The sequence below is a fragment of the Bacillus sp. L_1B0_5 genome, from assembly GCF_000836715.1.
GTDB lineage: Bacteria > Bacillota > Bacilli > Bacillales > Bacillaceae_G > Bacillus_A > Bacillus_A thuringiensis_S.
On record NZ_JXIS01000027.1, the window covers coordinates 1 to 17,589 of the forward strand.

Sequence of the window (17,589 nt, forward strand, 5' to 3'; positions counted from 1 at the left end):
CCACCATGAAAACCTGCTGTTCCTTCTTCGCCATAATAAGGACAATATAGGCCAGTCCCATCTTTTACTTTTAATTCTCCTGTACCTTTCATATCATCAAATGTGCCCTTAATTGGTGTCCAACCAATAACAGTAGACATATCATCCCACATGACGCGCTCCCTTTGCTGAGCAGGCTTTTGCATTACAGTTAGAGGATGTCCAAGTCTAAAATAGTTACGATTTCCTGGAGATTCGTCAAAGAATACATCTAAAAATGTAGCAGGTTGTTTAACATTTATTTCAATACGAGGCGGCGTTTCCTCAGTGCCAGTATTTTCGAAAGAAGATGTTAATTCTGCGACCCCTTCTTTAGCAAATTTATGTTTTTTTACCTTTCCTAACTTATAAGGCATAGGTGCAATAAAGGTAACTGTTCCTTTCCCTCTATTAACCAACTCTTCAGCATCAAACGAACCGTCTACAACAACTAAATAAGTACGATCCGGCTCATCGTCAAACACTAATTCGCATTCGCGTTCAGTGACTAACCAATCCGCTAAATCCTCTTTAACTTTTTGTAAATCTCCTATGTTTTCTCCCTTAACAATAAGAGGCACGTCTATTTGACGTGCCTCAATTTCAGTATTTAGTAATATAGATCCAGGATGACCTGGAATATTTAAAAAATTACGTTTGACTGGTGCCCATGCAGGACGTTTTCGACCGACAGGCATTACAATATAATCTTTTCGTTGATTGTTAAAGGTGAAACTTTGGTATTCACTCATATTCTCACCCCTTAAATCGATCTCTTTGCTGTTTTTCTCGTTCTTGAATTTCAGTAGTATATGGAGCCGTTATTTTCGCAACCTCTCTGCCATCCATTAGAGATGTAAGATTAACCGTTAGATTAATCTCTTTATTATTAGAAGTTGCAGGTTGCACTGCAGTGATGATTTTATTTAGATTTGGTATGCTACTAGCTGATAAAGAAGGAATTTTACCGTCAAGATTATGCATAAACTTATCCGATAAATTCATCTGCACATTTTGTAACGTCTTCTTAATACTTTCTGAAGCTACATCAAAGTTTATATTCCCACTAATTTTTTGACTTAATGTATCTTTTACATTATCCATTACATCAGTAATTCTATCTCCAAATGTTTGGGCATGTGCCATAACCCTGTTGGTCATGCTTGCTACATTATCTACAAAAGGTTCTACAAAAGAAGATCCATCTATAGCTCCCGTAAAGCTATCTAGCATAGAAAATGCAGATTGCGCTAGATTGCGTGAAGCAGTTACAACAGTTTTTGTGGACTCTCCAATACCTGCTGCAAATCCTGTTCCGAAATGAAAACCTATCTCACGTTTAACCTTACGAGATGGCGAACGAACTTCTAACCATCTTCTTGCAGCCTCAAAAGCTGTTGAAGCTAGAGCTTCTCCGGCGCTTTGTGCAAGACTTTTTCCGTTGCGGATACCACTAGAAAAACCAGATGCAAAGTGAGACCCTAGACTTTCTGTATTAGAATTTTTTAACCCTCGTTCTCCCGCTGATGCAACATCGCTACCTGCATTTTGTGCTTGACCGCGAGTTGACATTAAACCACTAGCAAATCCATTACCACCCTTTAAACCGAACGGATCACCGTTAATATTTCCGAATGCTCCATGAGCAGCATTCACGTTTTGTTGGGCATTATTCTGCGCATTACCTTTTTGAGAACCGATACCTTGTGCAAAATCAATTCCACCTTTTTGACCAGATGGATTACCGTTTATTGTATTCATACCTTCTTGGGCTGCAGCAACAACATCTAAAGCACTACCTTTTATGTAACCACGTTTAGATAGTATTCCATCTCCAAGGTTCGTACCGCTTTTTGCTCCACCTCCACCATCAGATGTGCCGGCTAACGCGCCTTCAACTCCACCTCGTTGTTGATTAGCTGCATTAACAGGAGAAGGGTTGGAACCTAATCCATATCCAAGTGTATTAGAGATATCAGAACCAATTTGCGTAGCATCTAATTTCGCACCGTTAGCGATTAATTCTTTGATAATCATCGCAGCTGTTTGGGCATCGATTTGCTTACTTTGCATACCTTGTATTAAAGATTGGACTGTAAATGTGCCTTCTGCTCCAAGATCAACACTTGCATTACTTTTAATATCTAAACCAATCAATTGCGCTACCTGACTTACAGATAAGGCTCCGATATTCATTCCGTTTACAAGCGTTTGTATATTTGCTTGTCCTTCTGCAGTAGCATCTACTTTTACGCCATTCTTAACTTGCTGCTGAAAATACTGAAATACCGTATCAAAAGATAAAGTTCCGTTTTGTAGCCCTTGCATCCAGGTGCCAATTGTCATTTGGCCATAAATTCCAAGGTCGATATTAGTATCATTAGCAAGTTTTACACCTAATGCCTGTTTAATTTCAGAAGTGTCTTTTCCTATAAGTCCTTGTGTAAAGGTCTGCATAGAAGACATTCCACTTTCGGATAAATCCACTTTGTAAACATCTTTTAGTTTATTAGCGTTCGCTACTGCTACATCATTCGCCTGTAACTCACCGTTTTTTAGCTTATCAACAAAGGATTTGACCGTGAATGTTCCTGCAGGTCCTAAATCAACCTTCATCTTCCCATCAATTTCTTTTGCCATAGTTTCAGCAAGCATAATTGAGGATTTAGTACCTTTAGATAACTCCGCAGTATATTGATTTATATTTTCGATTTTTTCTCGACCATACTGTTTTTCATAATTAGCTAAGGCTTCTTTATGTGATTTTTCCGCTTTGTCTTGCTCACTGTTAAAGCGACTCATGGCCTCACCATAAGTTTCTGCTCCGAATAACAATTCTTTATATTTTTCGTACCAAGCAGCTTTTTCTAATTCTTTTTTACGAGGATTAGCTAATACAAGAGCAGCATCTTCAGCTTTCAAATTATTTTCTAGAGCTTTTGTGCCCTCATTACGGATACCGATTAAATCCATAACGTGTTTCTTTTCGTATAGATCAATAGCATCTAAAGTTGCTTTGCGGTCACCATCGTTTATTTTCCCTAGATTGTATTCTTTTTCGATTCGTTCACGCATTTCATCCGTTTGTTTTGTTAAACCATCCATACCCTCTTTGAAGGTGGTCATTATTTCCCCGAACTTCTTTTTACCTGCTTCTACGCTTAAAAGTCCGCCTTTATTTATACTATCGGCTAATCCAGTTAATTGACTTGCTTTATCGTAGAATAACTTTATATTATTATCTGCTACTGCCATTGCCTGACGATATTGTTCAGCAAAGTCTTTTGGCATCTTAGAGATGTCGCCCTGGTACTTCTGCACACCTTCCATAAGAACTTTATTTGCAGTTTTTGCTGCTTCAATTTGTTTGTTTATGGAATCTACAATATTATTTTTAACTGTTTCAAGCGTTTTCTGAGCACTCTCAGGCACAACACCCATTAATTGAGCAAACATTGTTTCGAATTGTCCTTTTTTCCCGTCCAATTCTTTTATAACTTCGTTCGTCATCTCCTGGAATGCTTGGATGGTTTCACTCTTCGCTTTTTCCGCTTCTTCACCGGTTTTTGTTCTTAGCTCCATCATGTGCAGAATTGCTTTATCTTTTAAATCTTGGTAATGCTGAGCCCCTTCTGGAACTTTAGAGAATGTTCCAGATAACTTTCCTGCCCATTCAATAGTAGAAGCAACCATACCACCAAAAATCTCTGCAAATGGTTTAATACACATCACCATAAAATCAACTGCACCAGCAAGTGCATCTCCCATTTGACGCCAAACACTTATAGTTTTATCCGAGTCACTTTGAACTGAATTAAACCCTTCAGAGAAAGAAGACTTTATTGCATCCCATCCGTTTGTGACTGAATTCCGGAGTTTTTCTGAAGCATCCCACATTTTCATTAAAGAACCGACAACGATAACGATTGATGCTGATATGAGCGAAGCCATTCCCACTATACGTAGTAAACCAAGAGCTAGATCACTAATAACTACCCATAAAGCTGAAAAGGCTGCTTTCATCCCATCCGCTCTACCAATCCCTATTGCCATAGGAGCTAAAAGGAACGTCATTGCTGTCATCAAGTACATAAAATTACCTGCAGCAGCAGAAATACTAGGATTCAACTCATTTAATTTTACAATTAGTTCACCGATAGCTGTTCCAACATCCAAAACTTTAGCAGCTGCTTGCCCCCATACTTCTACAAATGGTTCCGCTGCTTTAGACCAAGTATTTTTGAATTTTTCCCAAGAAAGCCCAAGTGGTTTTAAGGACTCTTCTAATTCCCTTATCTGTCGTTGAGTTGATTCTTTTAAGTAAGATAGCTCATCAGTTACTTTTTCACGGGCTAGTTGCCCTTTTCTACGCCAGAGCTCAACATAACTATTTAACTCTTTATCTGTCATGGAATTTAGTGCTTCGATTTCTCCAAGTGCTTTAGGGCCCATTTTTTCTAACTCTGCTATTAGCCCTTTATCTACACCACGGCGTGTAAGATCTTTTAAATTATCGACCCATTTTTCAAAGATACTTACTTGGGCTTGGAGATTTTCTTTTAAAGCTTTTGGTTTAACTGCATTTAATTCAACTTTTTCAAATAAACCAGCCCAATTAGTAAGCTCCTCTAAACGTTTGTTATACGCTTCATTATAGGCATCTTGTATTTCACCTTGTTGTTTACGAACTTCATCCGGACTTGGACCAACAGCGGCCTTCGCCATGATTGCAGTAAATCCAAGTAATGCTATTCCTGCATACATGGCAACCTGCTGCATTCGTAAAATACCCATATTTATTAATGCAACACGATCTTGTAATGCCTTCATACTTGCGTTTGGTCCTAATTGACTTAATGCAATATGAGCAGCACTACCATGTTTCGCCATTGTCTCTAAACGGTGGCCGACTTGCAAAAATGCTCTATCGATTCTTTGGATATGACTTGTATCACCAAGTGCATCCATCATTTTTTGACTTTGCGTTTTCATTGCATTCATCATTTGAATGGAATGCATGAACGAATTACGTTGTGTTTCTGCCATAATAACCATTCTATTAGCAGCATCTTGCGTATGGACACCTAAACGTTGGAGCATAGCATTATACTCATTACCACCCATAGCAGCAGCACTCATAGCTTTTCTGATTTCACTCAGTTGTTTCTGGAGTGCCTTATTACCTGCTTCATAAGATGAAATGTCACCCGCATCACGTAATTCTCGTAATTTAGCTCGCGTTTGAGCAACTTCTTGTCTAAATTTAGCTAACTGAGCCTGCGATTCTTCAGCGCTAATACGTACTTTACCCTCTTTATTCAGACCTAAAATAGCGAATTGCGTTTCTTTCAAGTGGGAATTCAAGTTCTGAATGTCCTTAGCAGCACCTTTAGCTGCCGAATTCGCACTCATCATTCGATCCAAACTTACTCTATTCCTAACAGCGGCATCCGCCATTTGATCTAAACTATGAGCTGCTCGACCTAGTGCCTTTAAGTCTCTTTCCATCTGCATAAATTCAGTATGCCAAGCCTTTAAATGTTCTGGCATATTAGCAAGTATTTGCTGCATTTTTCTTGCTGCCTTAGCTGCTCTAGCGGCCGCTGCTCCAGCTGCTGCAGCGGCGGTTGCAGTTGCACCTGCGGCAGTAGCGGCGGCTACGGCGGCGGCAGCGGCAGCGCTTGCTGAAATACTGGCAACTCCGGCTCCCGCTGTTGGTATCATGGAAGAAGTAGGAGTGTATTGACGTGGCTGTTGCATATGTCTTCGTTGTTGCTGGTCAGTTTGACTCATACGAGTTGCTGCACGATCTAAATAATCATAATAATCATGGAATGTATCACTTTGCGTACTAGCGAATTGGGCTTGTAATCGTTCTAAACGTTGTATTTTTGCTTCTAATTGATCTAATTGGTTTGTATTAACATTAACGGTTACTGGATCTGAAATGGAATGTATCGTCGTATTTATACTTTGCACAACTGCAGATACTTTATTTTCTAATGTAGTTAGCACTTGGATACATGAATTTATTTTCTCTTCTATTTGGCCAGGTAATTGTGATAAGAAATCTAATTGATTCGTATTGGCAGCTACACTTTCAATTTTTTGAGAAATAGAATTAACTGAGTTCGTAACGCGCTCTTCCAGATCATTAAGTGTATTATTTGTAGTTTCTAAACCTTCAATGCCTACTTGTAGATTGATAGCGGTATCAAAGTTTTTAACAGAATCAGATAAGCTATTAATACCGTCCTGTGCAGCCGCTAAATCTTGTTGGAGACCATTTATATCTATTCTTGGTTTAAACGCATCAAAACGATTCTGAGCCTTCTCAACTACTGCTTCTAATCTAGAAAACTTTCTTTCAACTTTATTCAATCCAGTTTCAATACTTTTAGAAGCTGTGTTAATAGTTTGCTCTAGAATTTTAAATGGATTATTACGTTTTAATCGTCTACCGAAATCTGCAGTACCCTTATCCATTACTTTTTGTAACTCAAAAAATGCTTGTCTAGCTTTTTTAGAATCTGCAATTATCTCAATGGTTGTTTTCCCAACATTACTCATACTTCACACTCCTTTCTACACAAAAAAGAGGCTAACTCTCATTAGGAGTTAACCACCATTGTGTTTTATCGTACTGTTCTTGTTCATTCGCTACCGTATCATCTGCATTATCCTGACTATTTGCAATTGCTTGCTCACGGGTAGGAGGTAAAATTTTATTAAATTCTGCTCCTTTATTAAATAATGAATCCAGAAGCAGCAAATAGCTTTGGAATTGGCCACGCACTGAATTAGTATGCGCATCATATTTTTCTTGTAACGCCTGTTCTACCTTTCTCCTTAACCAGTAAAGAGTGTGATCTAATACATACTCTTCAGTGTAACCATAGTAAGATGACACGAATTCAATTTGGTCAACTATTGCTTCTAAGAATCCTTCCCAGCCGACGTCTCCTCCTCTGGTACTAGGCTGTCCAACTTGGCCATTAGCTGATCCCAATCCGGAAGAGTCTTGTTGAACACTTTGGCCAACCTTTGGATCGACGAATAGGTCTTTCCCATGTTAATACTCTCAAGATATTCAACAGTAATTTCTAGAATTTCATCATGATCTAGGGATATTGCTTCTTCAGCGTTAATTTCCAATAGAATAGAATGAATTTTAACTAAGTGCTCTGGCTTCATTACACTTAATATTGCGCCCAAGCGCTCCATTACTCCTAATTCATTCATGGCGAATATTTCCCTAATATCTTTCCACAAGCTATTACCATCCTTGCAGATAAATGCTGCAATCTCAAAGAGTTTACTTAATGTAATTTTAGGTAAAGAAAGAACACTACCATCAGATAGTGTTACTTCCCCAATCGTTTTATTTGTATCAATTGCTTTAAAAATCTTTTCCATACCGTACTCCTCCTAGCATCTATATAACTATTAAATTACTTGTTCGATTTCGTAATAAACATTTTCTTCTGTAGCAACGTTACTTTCTGCAAAGGCTTTAAGAGATAAAGGAATTGTTCGTTTTTCTTTTCCCCACGTTTGCTCTTTAGATTCACCAGAAACTTTTACTTTACGTAATACTACAATTGTTAATGCACCTGTTTTTTCGTGTTTACTAATTAACGCTGCAGAACGCATAGGAGCATCGGAAACCGTACCATAACCAATTCTTTTCGTTCCTAGTGCAATAATTGGCGTTACATCAGCACCTTCTTCTGCAGCAGCTGAGATACCTGTTTCCACAGTAATAGAGCTACCTGATGTTGCAACGATTTTCTTTGTTTCATTGCCTATTTTCAGGAATCCTCCTACTTTGAAATCAGCTCCAACTGCTACTGCTAAAGTAATGATGGTTGCACCAATACCGAGAGCACCTTTAGTTTTAACTGGTGTTCCAAATTTAGGTGAACTTTGAATAATCGCACCACCGATTAAAGCCAACTTTCTATTTTCAATAGAGTTCTCCGCCAGTAATGTACTTACATCATGACTCCATTTTGTAATAGTTGTTTCTGCTGGCCCTTGAATTTGGTCAACTTCCGTTTCTTCCTCATCGTAAGAGCGTGTAACTTTAATTCCTTCCTGAGTGGCTCCTACATCTTCCCAACCAGCTTTAAGAACGTATGTTGTAGGATCAATTAAGTCCTCAATTGACTCTGGTAATTTTGTCCCATATGCAGCAGTTACAAGACGTCCTGGTCCACCTACGATTTTTGTAGAATCAACTTTAAATAATTCAGCCATTATTTAGTTACCTCCTTGAATTTCCATGTATTTTCACTAAGAAGCAGCTTTGCTTCATGTTCTGTAATGTCTTTTCCTATAGTTAGTTCCGTATTCGTATGAATTTGTAAATCATCACGAAAAATTAAATAAGCAGCTCCATTCCCCTCTGCTGGACCTTCACAGAGTAAAATGCGCTGCTTTTTTTCTTTCGTATCTCCTTTTTCTGTTACGGTTTCTTTCTTTTCTTCAGCAACAGTTTTTTGAACCATACTATCACTCCTTTAAGATCCTAGATGCTCTAAATTTAAATAGCACCAGGCTTCCTCTTTATTTGATTCTTTATCTGTAAAAGGAACGGGGTTACTGGTACGTTCACACCAGATAACCTGAAGTTCCTGCACATCTGATATAAAGCGTTCTAATGTATTCATTGCTTTTATAGCTAAATTCATCGCTTCTATATCATCATCCTCAGATCGAGCAATGAGCTGTAAGCGTGTATATCCGTTTCCACCTGCCAAACGAATACAAACGCATGGATACTCAGCATCCTCAGGGAATTTATTTCCATAGCAAGTCATGCCGTGTTTTTCTAATAATTTTCGAACAGGTGGTATTGGATTTACATAAGAGCTCATTTTTATCACACACCTATTTAGAAAATACTTTTATAATCCCTTCAGCTCCAGCTTCATGCATATCAGATTCTGCATTATCCAATCCTCGCCCGATAATGTTATATCTTCTCTCAAGGTGTGGAGCATAATGAACAGCAGTTCCAGTTTCCAACTTAGTAACATCTCGCGTTTCAGTAATAATGTTTACTATATCGTCACCAGTAGGCTTAATTGTCCCTCTGCCAGTCTTATTTGTAGCAGGGAAGTCAGTTAATACACTAATAGAGTTGACATAGCGAGAAGAATCTACATGATCTTCATCCACCGTGATGCGCTTCGCTTCTGCTGCAAATGGTTCTCTAGCAGCCTCTACACCCGCCTTACGCGCCTCTTTCAGTTGATCTGTAATAAGCCCCATATTAAAAGCGTGCGTAACTTTTAATTTCATCACTTTCTCACCTTCTCAAGTTCGATTTCATAGTGATGTATAGATTTCCTACCGTATATAGGATTTTTTTCAGGAATGCTAAAAACCCCCGATAGAACAATATCATTAGGGGTTTTTCTCATCCTTATATTTTTCACTTGTACAGCAGCTGCTACATCACCAGACGGAAGCATGAATAGAATGTTTTTTTCTACTGTATCTATACTCTTATCGGTTTTCTCTATCTTTTTACGGATAGTATCCAATCGACAAGGTACATCAGTTATTTCTTGATCTTCATGTTGATTACGCCCATTTTCATCTTTACCAACAATGACGCCCTTTTTAACTAATGTACAGCTATGGATAAGAAGCCGCTTAAAAGCTCTACTACTCATAATTACAGGCTCCTTAAACGTAACGATACTGTTCCATTACGTTTCTTTTCTAAAATCCATTCATTCAACAACTTTTTAACATTAGGTTTTACATAACCCGTTGTTTGTTCTGAATAATTCCCCATCCTTTGGGACTGCACACCTTCTACTGACGCTTCATCAGAATTAACCAAAGCGTAGTATTGCGCTAATTTCAAACAGGCAATTTCAACTTCTTCGGGGATCCCCGGAAACTTTTCTTTATCTTGAAAATCAACAAAGGTTAATGAAAAAATATCGATCTGAGCTTCTACAATATCCATTCGAAGCAGCTTTGGATTTCTCTGCTTCACTTCATCGAATTCAGTGTAATCAATAAGCTGTTCCGGTGTAATAATGGCCATATCACGCCTCCTGCTCCTGCAATTGAAGAATTAAATCGATACGTTCTGATTCATTCTTCGTTTGCGGAACTTCATTATCAGCTGCTAGTTTAATAATAATTTTTTCTTGTTCAGACTTGCTTAATTTCTTTAAATCCGTTTCAGTATATTTATTCTCATGAAAATCGGAGGAGCTAGCCGAACCTGTCTCCTCGATTTCATTATTTGTTTGAGAATTTATTAATGAAAAATACCCGGTTGCTACAATCGAATCTGCTACTTCTTTAGAATCTACAATTACTAAAGGATTTTTTCGTGTAGCATCTACCAAGCCGCTGTACGATAAAACTCCTGGTACTAACATTAATTTATAAGCCATTATTTGATACCAGTCCCTAGTACAGCTGCATCCATTTCTTCAATAATGCTATCAAAATCAAGATGTACAACATAGAATCGTTTATCCTGCATAATTGCTTCTTTACCTTCAATAGTTTTACGAATTTTCACATCGTACGTATTAACTACGATTAGGTTTTTTGGATTAGTTAGCATAATTTTATCTCCAGGCATACGTGGAACTGGAAGTAATTCAATACCTGCAGGTGCTTTCATAATTGAGTCAGATAGGCCGCCACCATTAGAGATGTGCATGTTGTATAAATGTTGTTCCCATTTCTGTTTAAATGATGGAGAGCATAACCATTTTAATGTTCCATCATTATATTTATCAGGCATTTGTTGTAACATATCATAAAATAAGTTAATACTAACCGCACCTTTATCTTTAGCAGCACGATCTTCAACATGTCCAGATTTTGCAACTTGTGTAATCCATCCATCATTAATATATAAAAATTCATGATCTGGATTATCAGCAGGTGTTGCTGTATCACCATTTAAGTAAATATCCTCCATATCTCGCCCTAACTGTGTAGTCATTAGGTTAGTTACAGTCGCTTCAAATCCTTCACCCTCAATGTTTTCGCGTAAAGTTTCCTCTGTAATTTCCCAAGGTAAACGAATAGCTGTAGTTGAATACTCAACCTTTGAGAACTTTGGCTTTGCGCGTTTACCATCATCCGTATTTTCTGTTTTCTTACGAATGATACGAGAATCAATACCAATTTTATCAATCTCACCAGTTTTTGCTTTTCTTGTTTCTGTGCGGATTAATCCACCAAGTGCAGTTGCTTCAAAAGTTTGTTTAAGAAATTTTTTAGATTGTTCAGGACTTAATAAACCACTAGTTACATCCTGAGTTGTTGTTGCGCCATCTTTTAAGATTTGTTGATTATTCATATATAAATTCCTCCTCGTTTATTACAGACGTCCTGCTAAATAATGTGCTTCTTTTTGAATCGGTTGCCCTACACCTGGATCACCTTGCTGGCTGATACCACGAGCTTTTTCAATTTTAGTTAACCTTTCAGTTACTGGTGCTATCGCTTTTGTAATAGCAGCAGTTAATTCATCTTGTGCTGGCTCAACAACTGGATCTGTTTGCTGCGCCTTTTCTAATTTTTCTAATCGTTCATTGATAGGTGCAACTGCATCTGCAAGAGCCTTTGTAATATCTTCTAATTTCACTTCATCTTCCTCCTCATCGCTAATGCGATCTATAATATTTTGTAACGCTGTATAAGCTGCTTCAATATCAGCTTGATTAGCAGCGCTTATTTTCTTCCCGGCCTTTTCAATTTCCATAGCTAAAGAAGTAGCAGGTCTATTTTCTAGCGCCTTTGCAATAGCTATATCTCCGCCATTTCGTATTTCTTGGATAATTTCACTAAAATCTTGAATAGCACTTTCTAGGCGGTTAAAATCAATAGCTTCGTTTGTATAGTTATCCCATCTAGATCCATAATAAGCATCTTCTAAACTATCCCATGCAGCCCAGACATTACGGTTCTGTTGATTTCTAGTGTAGTTATCTCTTACTTCACCCTTTTGAATGGATGCAATGTTTTCCCCATTAAAAAAAGCCCCTATATGTTGCGTTAAGGACTTAAAAAAGGTACTTACTGATTTACTTACTTCTTCTTGATCTTCAACTTCTGCTGTTCCCGCCATACTATATCCTGTGATTTCACCATTTTGGATCTTTTCCCAAACTTCATCAGTTGCCTTAGTAACAATAACCCACGATCCTTTTTGGATGATCTCGCCATTTATTTCAAATTCAGCAGGAGCAATATAACTTTGCACTACTTCACCTGCTCCTGGAGCAAAATCATGTTGCGTATCGATGTTACGTGCATCTTTCATAAATTTGTGTGCAGCCTTCTCAATTTCGACTTCAGTCATGAAGTCCTTGTGCAAATCTTCTGTTCCTGGCTCGTATACTACGCCATATACTAACTTCTGTGCATCGTCAGCCTTTGTAATAATCTTTACTTCCTTTTGAAAGTTTGGCTTTGCTGCTGCCGATTTAGTTAAAAAGAATTTTCTATTATTTGCCGCTTTATCTACATATGAAATATGCGTGATTTCAGCATTTTTCAACTCTCGTACTGTCAATTTGTTCACCCCCTCTCAATGCCACATAACTAGGAAATGCAATTAGAACAATCTTATTAAGATTAATACTACATGTAATACCGTATATATCTACAACATCAACGTAAACATCATTTTGAAAATTCATGTCTTCTAAACAAGATGCAGATTCCTTGTCAATTTTTAATTCAAATTTATTATCAAAATGAATTATTGCACCTATTTCAGAAAAAACTTCTTTTTTTGACTCTGTATTTACGTTGTTATTACTCATAGTTTGAACCAGATCTTCTTGATTTCTCTGTAAATCACTAATATTTTTTGCTAATTGTTCCATTTCAATTTTCATCATTTTAATTTGTTCATCAACATATTGATTACTCATCCCTCATCCTCCTCTTTGTCCGTTTCTATGTTCGTTTGTTTTGTTAATCATCTTCCAGTTCGTCCTTTTGGTGTTTCCTTGTATAACACATCTATTCGTCCCTGATATTAATGTATATTCTTTCCCACAATTACAACTAAACGATGTGTTATTTAAATCAAGTACATTCTCCTGCTCACAATTAGGACAATTGAAACGTAATTTCCAAGTAGGCTTCATTCCTGCACCCCTTCCTCCTAAACGCAACACGTTTGCGCTTATATTTCCTTAATTCAACTCAACATCGTTCAAATCGGTCCAATATACCTCGCCTACATTATCGCTCACACGTACTGACACACCATGCTCAGTTTCTGTTGCGTCGATTATTTCAATGCTACGTGTAATGGTTCCGCTCTGTCCGATTAAGTCTGGTCTTCTATTAGCACCGTTCTCTACATTGTCAACTAACTTGGAAATCTCTTTATACAGCTTCTCTCCATATAACATTAGCTTTCCCCCTTATCTTTCCTTAGCAAAAAATAAGACACTAAATTGATTCAAGCAGCATATAAAACAGTTTATTTTCTGAATTCCTTTTAATTATTAAGGAATATCCCTGTGAATAATCCGAATGTATATGCTACTAAAAATAGAGCCACACCCGTTGCAACTTCTTTCTGATATGCACTTAATAAGCTTTTTTTCAAGATTTCAATCTCCTTTCGGCAAGATATTCCTCCCGAAGTGCTGCTTTAACTTCTTTACTTAACTTTAATGTTTCGCCATTCAACACAGGAAAAATAACGCAATTACAATGCATCCTTTCTGCTGGAGATAATTTAGGTTCGCGAGGGTACATGCATGTTTCATCTGAATCTATGATCTCAAATTCTTCAAAAACACCTTTTTCTACGCCATCCATTTTCTGATGGTTCGCACGCGGTTCCCCCTCTTGTCTATCGGTATGAACCCACATCTTACCTGTAACAGCAGGACTTTGAGCATAACTCTCTTGCTGCGATATAGATAAGGCAGTTAAGACCTCGTTTTCTGCTAAGCTGGCCGCTCTATTTCTTCCAAATACCCAAAGGTCTTGTATAGCAGTAATTAATGCTGATAATGTTAAATTTCCTGTTATAGCAGTAGTAATAGCACTTATAATGCCGTTGCGAGTTGTAAGAAATAAAAAAGATGCTAATTGAATTGTCCAAGCCCTTACAGCAGTAGCGGCTGTACCTGATAATTCCTCAAATGGAATATCCGGATCTATAGCTTCCATAATAATTTCGCAAAGTACCAAAATAATTGCAAATAACATTTCTTCTGATAAACTCGCCATATCACTTTCGAAATCATCGTTTACAAACAATTCATCATCTAAGTAAGTAAGGAGGTCTTCTGTTACTACATCCTCTGCTGCTCCATATTTATTAATAGCATCAACATAATACTTCATTTGTTCCCGAAGCAGTTTAGCTAACTTTTTTTCGTATTCATCAATAAAAGCCTGCAAGCTCTCCGCTCCAGGCATATCTTCAGGAACACTATTCAAAATATCTTCATCTTCTTCTACAGATTTAATAATAAGACTAATTGAATTAAGTGCACGATCTAAAGCATTCACTTCTTACTCACTTCTTTCAACATATCTCTTACTTCTTCCATAGCATCACGTGTATCTTTTAAGAAATGAATTAGTTCTTGCTTTGCTGATTTTTCTAAAGGTACCATTCCGCTATCTATAGACTTATTAGTACTCTTATTAGCCCCTACAATCAATTGGAAAGGCTTTTCGTTAGCCCCTTCAAATGTTAATGGTTCTAATTCTTTGCCTAATATTTCTCCCGCTAAATCTCTCGGATCATTTGGCGTAATAGTTCCTGCGTTTATCAAAGGAATCAAGGCTTTTGCCTTCTCTACAGGATCAGAAGTACTCGGACCTTTTAACATTATAGAGACATAATGCAAACCTAATGATTGGCAAAATAACGTTGTAAATTTACCGGAAATGAGATTGCGTTGCGGGCCAAATACCTGTTCCTCAGTTACTTGTTTAGCTGTTTGGGCAGTTGCCTTATTATATTCTTGCGATTCTCCAGTATATAAAGGCGGCAAACGAAATGCAGAACGCAGCTTATCTCTAGTTTTTGTATCGTAATCTAAAAACAAAGCATCTTGTTGAAGCATGTCGGCTAATGATTTAATTTGCACTTTAACAGGCTTAACATCCTCTTCACCTGCATAACTTTCTGTTTCAATCCCTTCAGCTTCTAACAACATAAACTTATGAGAATTATCTACTCCTTGCACACCACTCATATACTGCTGTATCTCTTGATAAGACTGTTTCGTCAATTGACCATTCTCTACAATAACAGCAGCAGGAACATGTCTACCGTTTTTAAAATAATAATAGTTCAATTCTTCTGCTTTTCTAGCTCCAAATATTGAAATTAAATGACCTAAGTATCTCGGTTTCCCATATGCTCCAGGTCCATTTTTTAGATGAATAATTTCGTTCGCTTCATCAACTCCGTTATGGTCACTAGTGAACTCGCCGGTAACTTTATTCATGAAACGCGGATCACCATAATCTTTAAAAAATGACCTTTTATCATTTGAAATCTGTACATACTTACGAAATCTTTTTGGAACTGGAACTGTTATTAGTTGATTATTCTCCATAACAGTAACTTCTGTTTCCACAATATCAGTTAATTTTGTTACACGCATATTTACACAATCTACATATTCAATAGCGCACGGATCACCTATACCATTACGAATCACTTCTAGATAACCATTTCCAGTTTTCTCTCTATCTGCTAAAGCCCACTCTATAATAGTCTCAGGGATTTCGTCGAAACTTAGATATTTTAAGAAGAAACGTAGTTTTTCCCATTCTTCATCCGCTTTTTTCTGTTTCGATTTATCGACCGCTCTATAATCAAACGAATAGTTAGGAACCATTCCAAAACTTACAATATTAGCAGCATACGCTTCTACACATTGCTGTAAAATAGTTGAGTTTTCAGCCACCAATTTTAACTCTCTTATGTTATAAGGTGGCCTAATAATACCGTCATTTTCATATGCGTTTTCAAAAGGATCATCATATATTTGCTGTGACGTAGCAGATATACCGCTAACTTTAACTACCTGTGCTCTCATTTGGTTCGTCATGTTTTACCCCCCTCTCTCTATCTTTTCGTTTCCTCTCTGGACGAGAAGACCTTTTCTGCTTTTTATAAAGTGGAGCAAATGCCATTACCACCGCTTCTGCTCTATCCGGAGATTTTAAACCTCTATCTTTCATAGTCTTTTTACTCTCGATTTGAATACGTCCATCACTAGTGATTGAGTATTTACGAACAGATAGTTGCGCTATTAAATCCTCATCATCCGGAAGCTGAACATTTTCTAAACATTCATCTCTGAAATGACCATACATTAAACTGACAATACCAGCGTAGTCAGCATTACCCTTAGAAGCGAAATTAATTGGTATAACATCGATAGGATAATCATGCTCTTCTACGACTTCTTTCAATCGGTCCGTTACCCCACCACCGACACCAGTATCATCTATTCGAACAGGAATTCGTTTACCTGTTTTTTTGCACCATAAGAAATACTTCTTTGCTTCTTTTAAAATTAAACCTGTGACATACATCGTATCCCGTTGATGATGAATTTGCAGTGGCAGCACCTTCCAACCTCTTCTAGTTGCTATTACAGTTTCATCCGAGCCGAAACGCGCAACATCACAAGAAATCTCTACAACTGCACTGTCAGGAATAACTTCTTTGACAACGGATTCCTCATTCTCATTAATTTCAACTGTATACACTTCTCTCATACGTGCTGCCTCTGCAGTTTCTAAAGAAATAAATGCATCAGCCTCACCACGAGGAAATTCACCTTCTACACGAACCCGATATACATCAGAACCTTCCCCATACTTTTTCTTAAGCATTTCAATGTTCTTTTTACTCGTTCGCGGTGAATCTTCACTAGATACTTTATGAGACTTATATAGTGCTCTATCTTTATTATGAGAATCAAAAAATACCCCACTAGTTTTAGTCGGGTTTCCACACATAAACAGCTTATTTTCTGAACCTGATAATGTACCGAGAATCGCTTCCATAATATCATCAGCTATACCTGAAGCTTCATCTGCAATAAATAGCATGTAATCTTCATGGAAACCTTGCATATTTTCAGGACGTGTAGCCGTTTTTGCAGTAGCAAACCAACGATCTTCATAACCTTTCATATAAATCTTGGTTTTCGTCCATTTTAGCAGGTCTTTCACTTGAGAATTGTTAAGCCATTTTGCAATTTCGGCCCACAGAACGTCATATAATTGTTGTTTTGTAGGAGCAGTACATATAATTTTCGGATACGGTCTACAGCAGAGGAACCAAATGCAGATCCAGGACTCCATTGCAGTTTTCCCTACCCCTTGACCAGAACGAACACTCACATGCGAATGATTCGCTATGTCATTAAGTACTTCTTTTTGCCAAGGATCAGGTTCAACTCCAAGAATATCTTCTACAAACGCCACCGGATCATCTACATATATTTCTAGTAACTGCGTAATGATGTCCTGCAGCACTTCCTCTTCTGTAGGCAAACCATTAAAATCTATCAC

At 37.5% G+C, this 17,589-nt stretch carries 18 protein-coding genes; all 18 read right to left on the bottom strand.

Annotation, left to right across the window (positions count from 1 at the left end; genetic code table 11):
• On the bottom strand, positions 1-770 hold a 770-nt coding region (locus RT27_RS09910; protein WP_043935944.1), incomplete at its 3' end, for a distal tail protein Dit.
• A 4-nt stretch (positions 771-774) separates the two neighbouring features.
• Positions 775-6,588 (bottom strand): hypothetical protein, encoded by a 5,814-nt coding sequence (locus tag RT27_RS09915; RefSeq protein ID WP_043935945.1) that lies wholly within the window; start codon positions 6,586-6,588, stop codon positions 775-777.
• 31 nt (positions 6,589-6,619) lie between these two features.
• Complete coding sequence (locus RT27_RS09920) at positions 6,620-7,027, bottom strand: hypothetical protein (RefSeq protein WP_156137701.1); 408 nt, start codon at positions 7,025-7,027, stop codon at positions 6,620-6,622.
• On the bottom strand, positions 6,955-7,434 hold the full coding sequence (locus RT27_RS09925; RefSeq protein WP_043935947.1) for a hypothetical protein: 480 nt from the start codon (positions 7,432-7,434) through the stop codon (positions 6,955-6,957). Before RT27_RS09925 ends, RT27_RS09920 begins: the two co-directional genes overlap by 73 nt.
• A gap of 30 nt (positions 7,435-7,464) precedes the next feature.
• Positions 7,465-8,277 (bottom strand): hypothetical protein, encoded by an 813-nt coding sequence (locus RT27_RS09930; RefSeq protein ID WP_043935949.1) that lies wholly within the window; start codon positions 8,275-8,277, stop codon positions 7,465-7,467.
• On the bottom strand, positions 8,277-8,528 hold the full coding sequence (locus RT27_RS09935; protein ID WP_043935951.1) for a hypothetical protein: 252 nt from the start codon (positions 8,526-8,528) through the stop codon (positions 8,277-8,279). Before RT27_RS09935 ends, RT27_RS09930 begins: the two co-directional genes overlap by 1 nt.
• 12 nt (positions 8,529-8,540) lie before the next feature.
• On the bottom strand, positions 8,541-8,897 hold the full coding sequence (locus RT27_RS09940) for a hypothetical protein (protein ID WP_043935953.1): 357 nt from the start codon (positions 8,895-8,897) through the stop codon (positions 8,541-8,543).
• A 13-nt stretch (positions 8,898-8,910) separates the two neighbouring features.
• Positions 8,911-9,324 (bottom strand): hypothetical protein, encoded by a 414-nt coding sequence (locus tag RT27_RS09945; protein WP_043935954.1) that lies wholly within the window; start codon positions 9,322-9,324, stop codon positions 8,911-8,913.
• Positions 9,324-9,701: a hypothetical protein gene (locus RT27_RS09950; RefSeq protein ID WP_043935955.1), complete on the bottom strand. Its 378-nt coding sequence runs from the start codon at positions 9,699-9,701 to the stop codon at positions 9,324-9,326. Before RT27_RS09950 ends, RT27_RS09945 begins: the two co-directional genes overlap by 1 nt.
• 2 nt (positions 9,702-9,703) lie before the next feature.
• On the bottom strand, positions 9,704-10,084 hold the full coding sequence (locus RT27_RS09955) for a DUF3199 family protein (RefSeq protein WP_043935956.1): 381 nt from the start codon (positions 10,082-10,084) through the stop codon (positions 9,704-9,706).
• A gap of 1 nt (position 10,085) precedes the next feature.
• A complete protein-coding gene (locus RT27_RS09960) occupies positions 10,086-10,442 on the bottom strand; it encodes a hypothetical protein (protein ID WP_043935957.1) in 357 nt (118 codons plus the stop codon).
• Positions 10,442-11,365: a P2 family phage major capsid protein gene (locus RT27_RS09965; RefSeq protein ID WP_043935958.1), complete on the bottom strand. Its 924-nt coding sequence runs from the start codon at positions 11,363-11,365 to the stop codon at positions 10,442-10,444. The genes RT27_RS09960 and RT27_RS09965 overlap by 1 nt, the downstream gene beginning before the upstream one ends.
• Before the next feature lie 21 nt (positions 11,366-11,386).
• The gene (locus tag RT27_RS09970; protein ID WP_043935959.1) at positions 11,387-12,583 is read right to left on the bottom strand and encodes an XkdF-like putative serine protease domain-containing protein; all 1,197 of its coding nucleotides are present in this window, start codon (positions 12,581-12,583) and stop codon (positions 11,387-11,389) included.
• Complete coding sequence (locus RT27_RS09975; protein WP_043935960.1) at positions 12,555-12,947, bottom strand: hypothetical protein; 393 nt, start codon at positions 12,945-12,947, stop codon at positions 12,555-12,557. The genes RT27_RS09970 and RT27_RS09975 overlap by 29 nt, the downstream gene beginning before the upstream one ends.
• A 267-nt stretch (positions 12,948-13,214) precedes the next feature.
• Positions 13,215-13,436, bottom strand: a complete 222-nt coding sequence (locus RT27_RS09985; protein WP_231577679.1) for a hypothetical protein — start codon at positions 13,434-13,436, stop codon at positions 13,215-13,217.
• A 196-nt stretch (positions 13,437-13,632) separates the two neighbouring features.
• Positions 13,633-14,553, bottom strand: coding sequence for a phage minor head protein (locus tag RT27_RS09990; RefSeq protein WP_043935962.1), 921 nt, complete (start codon positions 14,551-14,553; stop codon positions 13,633-13,635).
• Entirely contained in the window at positions 14,550-16,112 is a 1,563-nt protein-coding gene (locus RT27_RS09995) for a phage portal protein (protein ID WP_043935964.1), read from the bottom strand. The genes RT27_RS09990 and RT27_RS09995 overlap by 4 nt, the downstream gene beginning before the upstream one ends.
• On the bottom strand, positions 16,081-17,589 hold the full coding sequence (locus RT27_RS10000; protein WP_082044839.1) for a DEAD/DEAH box helicase family protein: 1,509 nt from the start codon (positions 17,587-17,589) through the stop codon (positions 16,081-16,083). The genes RT27_RS09995 and RT27_RS10000 overlap by 32 nt, the downstream gene beginning before the upstream one ends.